At 71.1% G+C, this 15,408-nt stretch carries 12 protein-coding genes and 1 tRNA gene; 7 read left to right on the top strand and 6 right to left on the bottom strand.

The genetic code is table 11. From position 1 onward, the window contains the following. Window positions 1-3: 3 nt before the first annotated feature. The 4 genes from Mam01_RS13650 to sp36 all read right to left on the bottom strand — a co-directional run bounded on the left by Mam01_RS13650 (window position 4) and on the right by sp36 (window position 2,360). Window positions 4-807, bottom strand: a complete 804-nt coding sequence (locus tag Mam01_RS13650; protein WP_239101284.1) for an MBL fold metallo-hydrolase — start codon at window positions 805-807, stop codon at window positions 4-6. After that, window positions 804-1,652, bottom strand: coding sequence for an NUDIX hydrolase (locus tag Mam01_RS13645; protein WP_204285722.1), 849 nt, complete (start codon window positions 1,650-1,652; stop codon window positions 804-806). Before Mam01_RS13645 ends, Mam01_RS13650 begins: the two co-directional genes overlap by 4 nt. A 94-nt stretch (window positions 1,653-1,746) precedes the next feature. Further along, entirely contained in the window at window positions 1,747-2,208 is a 462-nt protein-coding gene (locus Mam01_RS13640) for a RidA family protein (RefSeq protein WP_204285721.1), read from the bottom strand. After that, complete coding sequence (gene sp36, locus Mam01_RS13635; RefSeq protein WP_076440089.1) at window positions 2,208-2,360, bottom strand: Sp36 family protein; 153 nt, start codon at window positions 2,358-2,360, stop codon at window positions 2,208-2,210. The genes Mam01_RS13640 and sp36 overlap by 1 nt, the downstream gene beginning before the upstream one ends. Window positions 2,361-2,532: 172 nt before the next feature. Here sp36 and bagA point away from each other — a divergent pair, with 172 nt between their 5' ends. Then, the gene (gene bagA / locus Mam01_RS13630) at window positions 2,533-3,573 is read left to right on the top strand and encodes an ATPase BagA (RefSeq protein ID WP_239101283.1); all 1,041 of its coding nucleotides are present in this window, start codon (window positions 2,533-2,535) and stop codon (window positions 3,571-3,573) included. A 74-nt stretch (window positions 3,574-3,647) separates the two neighbouring features. Further along, the gene (gene bagB, locus Mam01_RS13625; RefSeq protein ID WP_239101282.1) at window positions 3,648-4,787 is read left to right on the top strand and encodes an ATPase BagB; all 1,140 of its coding nucleotides are present in this window, start codon (window positions 3,648-3,650) and stop codon (window positions 4,785-4,787) included. 35 nt (window positions 4,788-4,822) lie between these two features. Here the strand turns inward: bagB and Mam01_RS13620 are convergent, their stop codons facing one another. Next, window positions 4,823-5,119, bottom strand: a complete 297-nt coding sequence (locus Mam01_RS13620) for a WhiB family transcriptional regulator (protein WP_030506755.1) — start codon at window positions 5,117-5,119, stop codon at window positions 4,823-4,825. A 312-nt stretch (window positions 5,120-5,431) separates the two neighbouring features. On the opposite strand from Mam01_RS13620, the gene Mam01_RS13615 reads away from it, so the two are divergent. Beyond that, on the top strand, window positions 5,432-7,624 hold the full coding sequence (locus tag Mam01_RS13615) for a transglycosylase domain-containing protein (RefSeq protein WP_307820031.1): 2,193 nt from the start codon (window positions 5,432-5,434) through the stop codon (window positions 7,622-7,624). 123 nt (window positions 7,625-7,747) lie between these two features. Here the strand turns inward: Mam01_RS13615 and Mam01_RS13610 are convergent, their stop codons facing one another. Further along, entirely contained in the window at window positions 7,748-8,203 is a 456-nt protein-coding gene (locus tag Mam01_RS13610) for a GatB/YqeY domain-containing protein (protein ID WP_111700472.1), read from the bottom strand. A gap of 81 nt (window positions 8,204-8,284) precedes the next feature. Between Mam01_RS13610 and Mam01_RS13605 the strand changes: the two genes are divergently transcribed. The 4 genes from Mam01_RS13605 to Mam01_RS13590 all read left to right on the top strand — a co-directional run bounded on the left by Mam01_RS13605 (window position 8,285) and on the right by Mam01_RS13590 (window position 15,382). After that, window positions 8,285-9,217 carry a metallophosphoesterase gene (locus tag Mam01_RS13605; RefSeq protein ID WP_204285720.1) on the top strand — a complete coding sequence of 311 codons (933 nt, stop codon included), beginning with the start codon at window positions 8,285-8,287 and terminating at the stop codon, window positions 9,215-9,217. Window positions 9,218-9,252: 35 nt separating this feature from the next. Beyond that, window positions 9,253-9,329: transfer RNA gene (locus Mam01_RS13600), tRNA-Pro, on the top strand. 319 nt (window positions 9,330-9,648) lie between these two features. Next, window positions 9,649-12,423 (top strand): helix-turn-helix transcriptional regulator, encoded by a 2,775-nt coding sequence (locus Mam01_RS13595; RefSeq protein WP_204285719.1) that lies wholly within the window; start codon window positions 9,649-9,651, stop codon window positions 12,421-12,423. A gap of 184 nt (window positions 12,424-12,607) precedes the next feature. Then, complete coding sequence (locus Mam01_RS13590; protein WP_204285718.1) at window positions 12,608-15,382, top strand: AAA family ATPase; 2,775 nt, start codon at window positions 12,608-12,610, stop codon at window positions 15,380-15,382. Window positions 15,383-15,408 lie beyond the last annotated feature (26 nt).

Genomic DNA, 15,408 nt, shown 5'->3' with positions numbered 1-15,408 from the left:
CCGCTAGAGGGCGGTCTTGAGGTAGTCGAGCTGGGCCGCGACCGACATCTCCGCGGCCGGCCACAGCGACGGGTCCACGTCGGCGTACATCATCTCGACGATCTCCCGCGCGTCCCTGGCGCCCCTGCGGATCGCCTCACGGACCTGCTCCAGCCTCATCCGGCGGTGCACGACGTACGCGTTCAGGACCCCGGCGGGGTCGGGCAGGACGGGGCCGTGGCCGGGCAGCAGCGCGGTGGCCTCCAGCATCTCCGCGCCCTGCCTGAGCCTGTCGAGGCTGCGGAGGTAGTCGCCGAGGTCCCCATCGGGGGCGATCATCGTCGTCCCCCGGCCCAGGACGGTGTCTCCGGTGAGCATCGCCCGGTCGCCGGGCAGCCAGAAGCACAGCGAGTCGAACGAGTGCCCCGGCGTGGCGACGACCCTGACCTCCACGTCGCCCGCCGTGACGACGTCGCCGTCGTCCAGGCCCTCCTCGCCCAGGCGGTGCCTGGGGTCGAGCGCCCGCACCGGAGCGCCGAGCAGGCGCGCGAGCGGGCCCGCCCCCTCGCTGTGGTCGGCGTGCCCGTGCGTGAGCAGTACGGCCGTCACCCGGCGGCCGTCCACCCGCTCGGCGACCCGCCGCAGATGCGCCTCGTCGTCCGGCCCGGGATCGACGACCAGCACGGCGTCCGCCCCGCCGACGATCCACGTGTTGGTGCCGTCGAGGGTCATCGGCGACGGGTTGGGCGCGAGCACGTTCACGGCGGTCGCCGTGCCCGCGCCGTCCGGGCCCTGCGCGCCGTCCAGCGGGATGCGCAGGCCGCTCACGCGCCCGCCCTCCCCGGCTCGGGGAGCCGCCCGGGGATCTCCTCAGGGATCACCAGCACCATCCGGCCGTCCACCTCTGCGGGGGCGGGCACGATGGTCGTGATCGACCGCGAACAGGACAGCACATCGCCGATCGTCTCGAAAGCGGCTATCTCGGTCAACGTCCGGAAGGTCGGCGGCATCAGGAACGCCGTGCGCTCCCGCGCGGCGGCCAGGGCGTCCCCGGGCCGCATCCAGGCCACCTCGGACGCCTCGCCGCCCACGTCACGCGTACGCTGCCCGGACGGCAGCGCGGCCACGAAGAAGCGTGTGTCGAACCGCCGGGTCTCCATGACCGGGGTGATCCAGTGCCCCCACGCCTTGAGCAGGTCGGACCGCAGCACCAGCTCCCGCCGGTCGAGGAACTCGGCGAACGACAGCGTTCGTGCGATCAGCGCGAGGCGGTCGGCCTCCCAGTCGTCGCCGGTGGTGTCGGTCACCACGGTCCCCGGGCCGGGCCCGGCGAGGAGCACGCCCGACTCCTCGAACGTCTCCCGTACGGCGGCGCAGACGAGGCCGCGCGCCGTGCTCTCGCCGGTCCGGAGAACCTCACCCCACTCGGCGGGGGAGGGACCGGCCCAGGCCACGGCCTGGTCGGCGTCCCTGGGGTCGACCGACCCGCCGGGGAACACGTACGCGCCCGCCGCGAAGGCCATCGTCGCCTGCCGCCTGAGGAGGTACACCTCAAGGGGGTCGTCGCGGAGCAGCACCACCGTGGCCGCGTCACGGGCCGGGACGGGAGCCAGGCGGCCGGCCAGGATCTCCCGCGCCCGCTCGCCGAGACGATCCGGCAGCGGAACCCCCATGGAACCCTCCCACCAGAACAAGGATCGGTTCGACCGGCCCCATGCTCCCGTACGCCGTCCCGTGACCGCAATCGACGGGTCCTTGCCACCGCGGTCAACGGACCTCCGCGATTACCTCCACCTCCACGGCCGCGTCGAGCGGCAGGACCGCCACGCCGACCGCGCTCCGCGCGTGGACACCCGCCTCGCCGAACACCTCGCCGAGCAGTTCGCTCGCGCCGTTGACGACCTGCGGCTGCCCGGTGAAACCGGGAGCGCTCGCGACGAACCCGACCACCTTCACGATCCGTACGACCTGCGACAGATCGCCGACGACGGACCTGATGGCCGCCAGCGCGTTGACGGCGCAGATCCGCGCCTGTTCCTTCGCCTCCTCGGGCGAGACCTCGGCCCCGACCTTGCCGGTGACGCTCAGCTCACCCCTCACCAGCGGAAGCTGGCCCGAGGTGTACACGTGACCGCCCGTCCGCACGGCCGGCACGTACGCCGCCAGCGGAGGCACGACCTCGGGCAGCTCGATCCCGAGATCGGCGAGGCGCTCCTCCGGAGTGGCCATCACTTTGGCCGCTTCATGTAGGCGACCAGTTGCTCCGGGTTGGGTCCCGGGATGACGGAGACGAGTTCCCACCCGTCTTCACCCCAGTTGTCCAGGATCTGCTTCGTGGCATGGGTGAGCAGCGGCACCGTGACGTATTCCCACTTGGTCATGGGCAAAGGCTATCGAGGCACAGCCTCTCCGCGCTCGGGGACGACCGGCGCGAATCGGCAGGTGAGCCTTGGGTAGCCTTCCTCACGTGGGCGAGTGGAGCAGGCACGCCGACGGGAACTACCGCGCGACGATCCGCGGAGGCGATCTCGCCGGCCGGCCGGAGGAGGCACGGTGAGTCAGCCGACCAGCAGGCGCGGCGGAGGCGGCGGGGAAACCCGCGACACCGACTGGGACGGCGTGCGCCTGCACGTGGTGAGCGGCAAGGGCGGCACCGGGAAGACGACGGTCGCCGCGGCGCTCGCGCTGGCCCTCGCGGCGGGCGGGCGCAAGGTCCTGCTCGTCGAGGTCGAGGGACGGCAGGGCATCGCCCAGGCGTTCGATCTCCCTCCGCTGCCGTACGAGGAACGCAAGATCGCGGTGGCGCCCGGGGGCGGTGACGTGTACGCGCTCGCCATCGACCCCGAAGAGGCGATGCTCGAATACCTGGAGATGTTCTACGGCATCAGGCGGGTGGGCAAGGCGCTGACCCGCATCGGCGTGGTCGACTTCGCCACCACGATCGCCCCCGGCCTGCGCGACGTCCTGGTCACCGGCAAGACCAGCGAGGCCGTACGGCGCCGCGACAAGCTGGGCCGGAGGGCGTACGACGCGGTCGTCATGGACGCGCCGCCGACCGGCCGCATCTCCCGCTTCCTGAACGTGACGCAGGAGGTCGCCGGGCTGGCCCGGGTCGGCCCGATCAAGCACCACGCCGACCTGGTGAGGGGCGTCCTCGCCTCCCCGGAGACGGCGGTCCACTTCGTGACGCTTCTGGAGGAGATGCCCGTCCAGGAGACGCTGGACGGCGTCGCGGAACTCCGGGAGACCGGGCTGCCGGTCGGCGGCGTGTTCGTCAACATGGTGCGCCCGGCCCTGCTGCCCGAGCGGGCGCTGAAGGCCGCCGCCAAGGGCCGGTTCGACTCCGCCGAGATCGCGCTCGGCCTGAAGGCCGCGGGGCTGGCCGACGCCACCGCCGGCGCCTCGGCCGTCGCCGAGGCGCTCGCCGCGGAGGTCGCCGAGCACGCCCTGCGCGCGGAGCTGGAGAAACGGGAGCGCGCGGAGCTGGAGGAGGCCGGAACGCCGCGGTACGACCTGCCGCTGCTGCCCGACGGCGCCGACCTCGCCGGGCTCTACGAGCTGGCGGACGCCCTGCGCGCCCAGGGCGCCGCGTGACGCGCCCCGGCCGACGCCCTGCCGGCCGATCCCGGGCCGACCGAATTCGTGCCGACCGAGTGAGAGGCTGAGCTGTGACCAGGACGGCGCCCGCGCTGGACATCGACGCGATTCTGGACGACCCGGACACCCGGATCATCGTGTGCTGCGGCTCCGGCGGCGTCGGCAAGACCACGACGGCCGCGGCCCTCGGGCTGCGCGCCGCCGAGCGCGGCCGCTCCGTGGTCGTCCTGACCGTCGACCCCGCCCGGCGGCTGGCCCAGGCCATGGGCCTGACGGAGCTCGACAACACGCCCAGACGGGTCGACGGCGCCGACGGCGGCGGGGAGACCGGCGGCGAGCTGCACGCGATGATGCTCGACATGAAGCGGACGTTCGACGAGATCATCGAGGCGCACGCCGATCCGGAGCGGGCCCAGCAGATCCTGACGAACCCCTTCTACCAGTCGCTGTCGTCCAGCTTCTCCGGCACGCAGGAGTACATGGCCATGGAGAAGCTCGGCCAGCTCCGCCGCTCTAACGAGTGGGATCTGATCGTGGTGGACACCCCGCCCTCGCGGTCGGCGCTCGACTTCCTCGACGCGCCGGAACGGCTCGGCCGGTTCCTCGACGGGCGGCTCATCCGCATCCTCACGGCGCCCGCCAAAGCCGGCGGGCGCAGCGCCTTCAAACTGCTCAACGCGGGCTTCGGCGTGGTCGCCGGCATCCTGACGAAGGTGATCGGGGCCCAGGTGCTCCGGGACATCCAGTTGTTCGTCACCGCGCTCGACGCCGTGTTCGGCGGCTTCCGCCAGCGGGCCGAGCAGACGTACCGGCTGCTCCAGGCGCCCGGCACCGCCTTCCTCGTCGTCGCCGCGCCCGAGCGCGACGCGATGCGCGAGGCGTCCTACTTCGTCGAGCGGCTGGCCGAGGAGCGCATGCCACTGGCCGGGCTCGTCGTCAACCGGGTGCACCGCTCGCTGGCGCCCTCGCTGTCCGCGGCCCGCAGCTCTGCCGCCGCCGAGGACCTGGAGGCCCGGGGCGAGCATGAGCTGACCGCGGCCGTACTGCGGCTGCACGCCGGAAGGATGCAGCTCGCCGCACGGGAGCAGCGCCAGCGGGAGCACTTCACGTCGGCCCATCCCACGGTGCCGATCGCGCAGGTGCCCGCGATGCCGGAGGACGTGCACGATCTGGCGGGACTTCGCCAGATCGGGCAGCTCCTCGCGTCGTGACGTCCGGCCCTCCTCGGGGAGGGGCCGGCCGCCGGTCAGCCGGCGATCAACTCGTTGGTCCGCTCGTACTCTTCCTTGGCGGACTCGAGCAGGTCCCGCCATGACTCCACATCGGGCCGGCGCCTGAGCAGCGCGCGGCGTTCCCGCTCCGTCATCCCGCCCCACACCCCGAACTCGATGCGGTTGTCCAGCGCATCGGCGAGGCATTCGGTACGGACGGGGCATCCACGGCAGATGAGTTTCGCCCGGTTCTGGGCGGCGCCTTGCACGAAGAGCGCGTCAGGATCCGCACCTCGGCAGGCGGCACGGGAGGTCCAATCCGTGATCCACATGTTCGACCCCACTCCCCTTAGGTGGTCAGTCGTTGTTTCGGCCGACGGGCGCGGGCGTCGGGCCTCCTGTATTGCAGTAGCCGCAGAGGAGAACGTACGCAACGAAACGATCGACGCGACATACCCCGGGGGGACCAAATTCGTACATGGTCAAGCCAGGCCATGTGGCCGGGAATGACTAGTCCCCCCTGCCGCGGGTAATGCCGAGCCGTGAGCCCGATGCCTGGTGAGGCACCAAACGGACGTACCCTAGGTTCCGTGCAAGCTCACGGTAAAACACTGGCATCTCGGTCAGCCGCCGTCCTGCGCCTCGTGGGCGCGGCGGGAGTCGCGGGCGTGCTGGCGGCGGCGATTGCACTACCCGCCGTGGGCGGGGCGGGCGTTTCGGTCAAGTCCGGCATCGAGACCCTGAGCCTCAAGCCGGCCGTGCTCGACGAACCTCCGCTCCCCGAGAAGACCGTGCTCCTCGACGCGGACGGCAAGCAGATCGCCCAGTTCTACTTCGAGAACCGGGAGTCGGTCCCGATGGACCGCATCGCTCCGATCATGCGGAAGGCGATCGTGGCGATCGAGGACTTCCGCTTCTACGAGCACGGCCCGCTCGACCTCGAGGGCACGACCCGCGCGCTGGTCAAGAACATCACCACGGGCGGGGTGACCCAGGGCGGCTCGTCCATCACCCAGCAGTACGTGAAGCAGGTGCTGTTCAACAAGGCGGAGACCGACGAGGAGAAGGCCGCCGCCGTCGCGCCGACCGTGGGGCGCAAGCTCAACGAGATCCGGTACGCGATGACGATGGAGCAGAAGTACAGCAAGGACGAGATCCTCAACAGGTATCTCAACATCGCCTACTTCGGCGCCAGCGCGTACGGCGTCGAGGCCGCCTCCAAGCGCTTCTTCGGCAAGCACGCCTCCGAGCTCAACCTGGCCCAGGCCGCGACGCTGGCGGGAGCCGTACAGGACCCGAACGCCACCGACCCCAACCGGGGCAAGACGTTCCGCGACAGGCTGATGGCCCGGCGCAACGTGGTGCTCGACCGGATGGCCGAGTTGAAGATCGTCACAGAGGCCGAGCGCGACGCGGCCAAGAAGAAGAAGCTGGGGTGGAAGGACAAGGAGATCCCCGGCGGCTGCGAGGAGAGCGACTACCCGTACTTCTGCCTCTACGTGCGCAACGAGATCCTCAACGACGCGCAGTTCGGCAAGTCCAAGAAGGCCCGGCAGGACTTCCTGGCACGAGGGGGCCTGACGATCAGGACCACCCTGAGCCGGAAGATGCAGAAGGCCGCCGAGAAGTCGATCAAGAAGTACGTCCACCCCTCCGACAAGCCCGTCGCCTCCGAGGCGCTGGTCGAGCCGGGCACGGGCGCCATCAAGGCGATGGCCGCCAGCCGGAAGTTCGGCACCAGCAAGAAGAAGAACGAGATGTCGATCAACGTCGTGGCCGACGCGCTGCACGGCGGCGGCGCCGGCTTCCAGGCGGGATCGACGTTCAAGGTCTTCACGCTGATCACCGCGCTGAAGGAGGGCTACAAGTTCAACGACGGGATCAACACCGGCGCGACCTTCCAGGCGAGCGGCCCCTCGGCCTTCAAGGACTGCGACGGAAACCTCGTCGGCGACCCCCGGGGCATCCAGCACAACTCCGAGGGCGGCAGCGGCGGGTTCCTGACCCTGCAGACGGGCACCTGGAAGTCGGTCAACACCTTCTTCATGGCCCTGGAGCAGCGCGTCGGGCTCTGTGACGTCGTCAAGACCGCCAAGGACCTCGGCATCAAGCGGGCCGACGGCGGCAAGCTGCGCGAGTTCCAGACGTTCACGCTCGGCTTCAACGAGATGGACCCGGTGACGGTCGCCAGCGCGTACGCGGCCATCGGGGCGCGCGGCAAGTACTGCAAGCCCATGGCGATCACCGAGATCACCGACCGCTTCAACAAGGTGACCTCGTTCAAGCCGTCCTGCAAGCAGGCCATCGAGACCGAGGTCGCGGACGCGGTCACCCACATCCTGTCGGGCGTGTTCACCAAGGGCACGATGTCCTCCGTCGGCGGCATCGGCCGGGACGCCGCGGGCAAGACGGGTACGGGTGACCAGTCCCGCACCGTCTGGTTCGCCGGCTTCACCCCCGACCTCGCGGGCGCGGTCAGCCTCGGCGACCCGCGCGGCCCGATGCGGTATCCGCTCCCCGGCCAGGTGATGGGAGGCCGGACGTACGGCTCGGTCTTCGGCGCCACCATCCCCGGCCCGATCTGGAAGGCGACGTTCCTGTCGGCGCTCAAGGGCGTGGATCCGTCGTCGTTCACCAATCCGGACATGTCGCGGTTCGGCGGCTGCGCCCACCAGTGCGCACCGCCGCCCAAGCCCAAGCCGGAGCCGGGCGGCTTCGGCGGCGGCCACGGCGGTGGCCCGGGTGGTGGCCCCGGTGGCGGCGACGGCGGCCGTGGCGGTGGCCGCGGGCCGGGCGACCGGCCGTTCGGCAACCAGCCGTTCGACCCCTTCAACTGAGGCTCGGCCGGCCGAGGCCTCCGACGGAGGCCCTCGACCGGCGTCCCCTCCGGTGGGCCGCTCCTCTGTCCGAGGCGCGGCCCATCGGCGTTCCCCGTTCCAGGAGGGTCGCGGCGTCCTGTGTCAGGCGGACAGGCGGGCCCGTACGGCCTGGGCGACGCGGCCGCCCTCGGCCCGGCCCGCGACCTTCGGGTTCAGGACCTTCATGACCTGACCCATCGCCTTGGGGCCCTGCGCCCCGCTCTCCGCGATCGCCTCGTCGACGAGCGCGTTCAGCTCGTCATCGCTGAGCTGGGCGGGAAGGTACTCCTCCAGCACCGCCTGCTCGTCCAGCTCCGCCTGCGCCTGCTCGGCCCGGCCGGCGCCCGCGAACGCCTCGGAGGCCTCGCGGCGCTTCTTGGCCTCGCGGGTCAGGATCTTGACCACCTCGTCGTCGCTGAGCTCGCGGGCCTCCTTGCCGGCGACCTCCTCGACGTTCACGGCCGCCAGCGCCATCCGGATCGTCCGGAGGCGCACCTCGTCACGAGCCTTCATCGAGGCCGCGAGGTCGGCCTTCAGCTTGTCCTTCAACGCACTCATGCGTCCCATCTTGCCGTGCCGGGAGCCCGGTCTTCGCCAGGTTATGCGGGAGGCGCCGTGAAGGTCGGGCATCATGGCTGTGTGAGGAAAGCCGCCGCCATTCCCCTGTCAGTGCTCGGCCTCGGCGTCGCCGGGGCCGGTTACGCCGCCGTGATCGAGCGGAACTGGTTCCGGCTGCGCCGGTTCGACGTCCCCGTACTCGCTCCCGGGCAGCGGCCGGTCCGGATCCTGCAGATCTCCGATCTTCATCTCACCCCCCGTCGCCACCGGCTGATCAGGTGGGTGCGGTCGCTGGCGTCGCTCAACCCCGATCTCGTCGTGAACACCGGCGACACGCTGGCGCACCCCGACGCGGTCGAGGCGTACATGCGTGCCGTGGATCCGCTGCTCGACCGGCCGGGCCTGTTCGTCTACGGCTCCAACGACCTCTACGCCCCCCGGCCGAAGAATCCCGTGCGCTACCTCTGGCGTACGTCGAAGGGAGACTCCGAGCAGCACGTGCCGAGCCTGCCCTGGGAGGAGCTGGGCGCCGCGATGCGGGAGGCCGGCTGGCTGGACATGAACAACACGACGGCCCGCCTGAAGGTGGCCGACCTCGACGTCCACGTCGGCGGGATCGACGACTCCCACATCGACCGGGACCGCTACGACGAGATCGCCGGACCGGCCCCCGCCGACGCCGACCTGCGGCTGGGCGTCATGCACTCGCCCGAGCCGCGCAACATGTCGCGCTTCGCCGAGGACGGATACCAACTGCTCCTGGCCGGCCACACCCACGGCGGCCAGCTCTGCATCCCGTTCTACGGCGCCCTGGTCACCAACTGTGGCATCGACCGCGCCCGCGTCAAGGGGCTGAGCAGGCACGAGAGCTCCTGGCTGCACGTCTCGGCCGGCCTCGGCACCTCCCCGTACGCGCCCGCGCGTTTCGCCTGCCCACCCGAGGCGACCCTCCTGACCCTCGTCCCCCGCCGGCCGGTCGCGTCTGATGGCACAAGCGGCCGCAAAGTCCGCTAGACTTGCCGAGGGGCAGGACGAAAAGTCCAAGCGACCGGGGTGTAGCGCAGCTTGGCAGCGCGCTTCGTTCGGGACGAAGAGGCCGTGGGTTCAAATCCCGCCACCCCGACCAGGTAGTACCAGCTGCGAGGCCGGTTCCGATCATCGGAACCGGCCATTCGCATTGTTGGGCGGCTACGGTTCGGATCGCACGGATCTTCCAACCGAGGCCGCTCCCAGTGGAACCACTCCCGGGGCATTGCCGGGCGCCATTCCTCATGTAAAGATCGAATGTTGCCCGTGACTTCGCAACTCAGTGCGGTGGACTGGACGGGAGGCCGTGTGAGGAGTCATAGCGAGCCCGGCACCGGAAAGGCGGCGCTCCGCTCGCGGTCGGCCGCGGGAACACAAGGTCCGCAAGCGCTGACCGGCGCAGGTGGTTCCCGCTGAAGATGAGCCCTGATCGGCGGCCGGGCCGCGGGAGCACTCTGGTCGACCGTGAGGCCGAGCGCAAGATACTCGTCGAACTGCTCAACTCGGTTCGGGGCGGAGAGAGCCGTACTCTGGTTATCCGCGGGGACGCGGGGGTGGGCAAAACCGCGCTGCTGCAATATATGACCGAGCAGGCGGCGAGTTGCCGGGTAGTGCGCGTGACGGGCGTCCAGTCGGAGGCGGAGCTGCCGTTCGCGGGCGTCCATCAGCTGTGCCTTCCCTTGCTGAACCGGCTGGATCGGCTGCCTGCGCCACAACGGGAGGCGTTGCGAGTCGCCTTCGGACTGACCGAAGGCTCCGTGCCGGACCGGTTCCTGGTGGGACTGGCGGTGCTCAGCCTCCTGTCGGAGGCCGCGGAGGTGCAGCCGCTGGTCTGCCTGATCGACGATCAGCAGTGGCTCGACCGCGCCTCCGCGCTCGCGCTCGGGTTCGTCGCCAGAAGGTTGGGAGCGGATCCGGTCGGCATCGTGTTCGCGACCAGAGTCGCCGGGGACGACACGGCAGGGCTGCCAGAACTGCATCTGACCGGACTGCCGGACGCCGATGCCCGGGCCCTGCTGGAATCCGAGCTGAACGGACCACTGGACACTCGGGTGCGAGATCAGATCTTGGCCGAGACCCGCGGCAACCCGCTGGCGCTCCTGGAGCTGCCGCGCGGCCTCACTCGGACGCAGCTGGCAGGCGGGTTCGGGCTGCCAGGCGTCGCGCCGTTGACAGCGCGGATCGAGGACAGTTTCCTGCGCCAGCTGAACGCGCTGCCCTCCGAGTCGCGCCGGCTGCTGCAACTCGCGGCGGCCGACCCCTCAGGCGACACATTGCTGGTGTGGCGCGCCGCCAAGCGGCTCGGTATCGAGACCCAGACCGAGGCCCTGGTGCTGGCTGGGCTGGCGGAGTTCGGGGCGCGGGTCAGTTTCCGGCACCCCTTGTTGCGCTCGGCGGCCTACCGATCGGCCTCCGAACACGATCGCCGGGCGGCGCACCTCGCCCTCGCGGAGGCCACCGACCGGACCGTCGACCCCGACCGCCGAGCCTGGCACCTCGCCCAGGCCGCGACGGGGCCGGACGAGAGCGTGGCGGAGGACCTTGAGCAGTCGGCCAACCGCGCCCAGTCCCGCGGTGGGCTGACGGCGGCCGCGGCGTTCCTGCAGCGCTCGGCGCTGCTCACCGTGGACCCGGCCCGCCGCGCCCAACGCACCCTGGCGGCAGCGCAGACCCACGCACAGGCAGGCGAGTTCTCCATGGCTCTGGAACTGCTCGCGACAGCACAGAGCGGTCCCCTCGACGAACTGCAGAGCGCCAGGATCGACTTGCTGTACGCCGAAATCAACTTCGCGTCGGGACTGGGTAGTGACGCCCCGGCGCTGCTGCTCAGGGCGGCCAAGCGGTTGGAGCCCCTCGACGCCGAACTGGCCCGCGACACCTATCTGAGGGCGTGGATGGCGGCCATCCTGGCCGGCCGGTCGGCGACTCCTGTAGGTCTGCCGGAGGTATCTCAGGCCGCCCAGGCCCGCAAGCTGCCGGCCCACCCGCCCGGACAGGCCGATCTGCTCCTCGACGCTCTCACCCTGATGGTCACTCAGGGACCCGCCGCGGCCGCGCCCAAACTCCGGGCGGTGATGGACCATTTCACCGCGGCCGGCATCTCCGTCGAGGACGATCTGCGGTGGGGCTGGTTCGCGCAGGCCACCGCCAGCGCCCTGTTGGCCTACGATCCCTGGCGCACAATCCTCGAACGGCAGGTCCGTACCGCCCGCGACGTGGGTGCGCTGGACCTCCTGCCGGTTATGTTGGCCGCGCTCGGCACGGCGATCATGTGGAGCGGCGACTTCGCGGCGGCCGAACTGGTGAAGGTCGAAGAGGAGGAGGTGTGCGCGGCGACAGGCAGCCCCCTCGCCTCCCTCACGGCCCTGGCACTCGCTTGCATGAGGGGTGATCAGACCAAAGCCGTCCCGCTGATCGAGAAAACGATCACCGAGGCCACCACGCGCGGGCAGGGCGTCTCGGTCGCCTACGCGAATTGGACGGCCGCCATCCTCTACAACGGTCTCGGCCTGCATGACGATGCGCTCGCCGCGGCCACCGAGTCCAGTGAGGACGCACCCGGGCAGTTCGTCTCGCTGTGGGCGCTGCCCGAACTCATCGAGGCCGCGGTCCGCACCGGCGACACCGAACTCGCACGCGATGCCTTGTCTCGATTGTCCGCAACGGCCCGCGCGGGGGGCGCCGACTTCGGGTTGGGGCTGGAAGCTCGCTGCCGCGCGCTGTTGAGCGAGGGCGACATCGCCGAAGGCTTCTTCCTCGAGGCGATCGAGCGGCTCGCTCGCACCCCGCTGCGGCCCGAGCTCGCCCGCGCCCGGCTGCTGTACGGCGAATGGCTGCACGGCCAGGACCGTCGTGCCGACGCCCGCGGCCACGTACGCACCGCCTTCGAGATGTTCACGGAGATGGGGATGGCCGCGTTCGCCGAACGTGCCCGGCGTGAGCTGCACGCCACCGGCGCACGTGTACACCTCCGTACCGTCGACGCGGTCGGCACCCTGACCGCCAAGGAGGCCCTCATCGCCGAGCTCGCGCGCGACGGCCGCACCAATCAAGAGATCGGCTCCCAGCTGTTCATCAGCGCCCGCACCGTCGAATGGCATCTCCGCAAGGTCTTCGGCAAGCTGGGCATCACCTCCCGGAAGGAACTCGACGCGGCCATGGCCGGAGAACGGCACATGCTTCCATCGGCGTAGCACCGCCGAGCGGGGCCTCTGGGGGCGATCAGCCGACCGGCCGTCGGCGAGCACGTGGTGGAGTGCAGCCACCCAGCATGCGGAATCAACGAGCGAGATCTTTCCCCGAGCGAAGGTTTAGGCCAGGATTACTCCGGTCTGTTGGCGCTAACAGGACCGTCAACGGTGAGACGGGGCAACGGCGATGGATCAGCGGCACCATGGCGCGGGACGCGGGGAGAACATCGACCTGCTCGGGCGGAAGGACGAGTGCGCCCGGCTTGACGAGCTGCTGGCCTCTGTGCGAATCGGCGAGAGCCGGGCGCTCGTGGTGCGAGGCGCTCCAGGAGTCGGGAAGTCCGCGCTGCTGGGTTACGCGGCGACATCGGCGGCCGACGCGCGTGTGTTGCGTGCCGCCGGAGTCGAGTCCGAGATGGAGCTGGCGTTCGCCTCGCTGCACCAGCTCTGCGCCCCGTTGCTCGGTAGGCTCAGCAGCCTTCCCGCGCCGCAGCGCGACGCGCTCGAGACGGTCTTCAGGCTGCGTGAGGGACCCGCGCCGGACCACTTCATGGTCGGCCTGGCGGTGCTGAGCCTGCTGTCGGACGCGTCGGAGAAGCAGCCCGTGCTCTGCCTGATCGACGACGTCCAGTGGCTGGACCTGGCCTCGGCGCAGATCCTCGGCTTCGTCGCCCGGCGGCTGCTGGCGGAGTGCATCGGCATGCTGTTCGGCACCCGGCAGCCGGGCCCGGAACTCCGCGGGCTGGCGGAGCTGGAGGTCACCGGGCTGGCCGACGCCGAGGCCCGCGCCCTGCTGAGCTCCGTCACACACGCTCCGCTCGACCGGCACATCCGCGATCGCATCCTCGCAGAGACCCAGGGCAACCCGCTCGCCCTGCTCGAACTGCCCCGCGGGCTGACCCCGACCCAGATGGCCGGCGGGCTCGGCCTGCTGGGCGCCGACAGCCTGCCGGGCCGGATCGAGCAGAGCTTCCTGAACCGTGTCGAGGGACTGCCCGAGCAGGCCGCGCTTCTGCTGCTGGTCGCCGCCGCCGAACCGGTCGGGGATCCGGACCTGGTGCGCCGCGCCGCGGAGATGCTGGGAGTCACGCTCACGACGGCGCTGATCGACGGCACGGACGGGCTGCTGTCGTTCGACGTCCGCGTGACGTTCCGGCACCCGCTCGTACGCTCGGCGGCGTACCGGGCGGCCAGGCCCGAGGACCGCAGGGCGGTGCATCTGGCGCTGGCGGAGGTCACCGACCCGCAGGAGGCACCGGATCGTCGCGCCTGGCACCTCGCCTCAGCCACCGCCGGACCTGACGAGGCCGTCGCCGCTGAACTGGAACGCTCTGCCAACCGGGCGCAGGCGCGTGGCGGGGTGGCCGCGGCAGCCGCGTTCCTGCAGCGGGCCGCCGCGCTGACCGCGGACTCCGCGCAGCGCGCCGACAGGATGCTGGCGGCCGCCGAGGCGAGTCTCCTCTCCGGACAACTCGACGACGTGAGCAGGTTGCTGAGCAGCGTCAGCGTCGCTTCGCTGACCGGTTTCCAGGACGGGCGTGCCGGGGTGCTGCGTGGTCAGATCGCCTTCGCCTCCGGCGGCGGCACCGAGGCGATCGCCTTGCTGCTGGACGCCGCCGATCGGCTCGAACCAGGGAACCCGCGGCTCGCGCGGGAGACCTACCTGACCGCCTGGGGCATGGCCGTCAGCGTCGGCGACCAGGAGGCCCTCATGGCGGTCTCGCGTTCCGTACGGAATCTTTCGTCGCCGGACAGACCCGGCCCGCTGGACCTCCTCCTCGACGGCTTCGCGCTCCTCGTCACGGAGGGCCGGGCGTCCGCGGCGGCGACGCTGCGGCAGGCGGCGAAGGAGCTGATCGACATCCCCGCCGCGGACGTGCTGCGCTGGGGGTGGGTCGCCACCGGGGCGAGCGCCGCCATCTGGGACCACGAAGCCATGCTGGCGATCTACACCCGGCAGGTCCAGGTCGTCCGCGACGCCGGCGCGCTCCGGGAACTGCCCTATCACCTGTCCACTCTGGCTTACGCCCTGTCCTGGGCCGGCGATTTCGAGGGCGCCGCCGCCGTCATCGCCGAGGGCGACACCATCGCGGCCGCGACGGGCAACCCGCTGCCGCCCTATCCCGCGTTGCGGTTGCTGTCGCTGCGAGGCCGGGAGAGCGAGACCGTCGCAATGGTCTCCGCCACCATCGAGGCCTCTGCCGCGTCCGGATTCGGCATGGGTATCACGGGTGCGCAGTGGGCGGCTGCGGTCCTGTACAACGGCCTGGCCCGTTATCCCGAAGCGGTGCACGCCGCCCAGTCCACCCCGCACATCTCCGAGCCCTGGCTGTCCACCTGGATGCTGCCCGAGCTCGCCGAGGCCGCCAGCCGGGCCGGTGAGGCCGACCTCGCCCGCGACGCCTTCGAACGGCTGGCCGAGGCGACCCGGCCGTTCAGCACCGACTTCGCCAGAGGTCTGGAGGCACGCACCCGGGCCCTGGTCGTCGACGGACCGGATACCGAGGACCTCTACCGCGAGGCCGTCGAACGTCTGAGCAGCGCGGGGTTGCGCCCCGAACTGGCCCGTGCCCACCTCCTGTACGGCGAGTGGCTGCGCCGGGAGAGCCGGCGTGCCGAGGCACGGGACCGCCTGCGCACCGCGTACGGGATGTTCGTGTCGATCGGGATGGAGGCGTTCGCCGAGCGGGCCCGCCGCGAGTTGCTCGCCACGGGGGAGACCGTCCGCAAGCGCACCGTCGAGCCCTCGTCGGGTGAGGCTCTGACGGCGCAGGAACGGCAGATCGCGCTGCTGGCGCGGGACGGCTTCTCCAACCCCGAGATCGGCACGCGGCTCTTCCTCAGCCCTCGTACGGTCGAGTGGCACCTGCGCAACATCTACGGCAAGTTGCTCATCACCTCCCGCAGGCAGCTCCGCGACGCCCTGCCCCGGGACGAGTTCGAGCCCACGTCGGAGCGATAGTCCGAACAGGGCGAGCCGCCGGCTCC

This window comes from Microbispora amethystogenes (assembly GCF_016863015.1).
Lineage (GTDB): Bacteria > Actinomycetota > Actinomycetes > Streptosporangiales > Streptosporangiaceae > Microbispora > Microbispora amethystogenes.
This window is presented reverse-complemented; position numbering and strand designations above follow the sequence as displayed.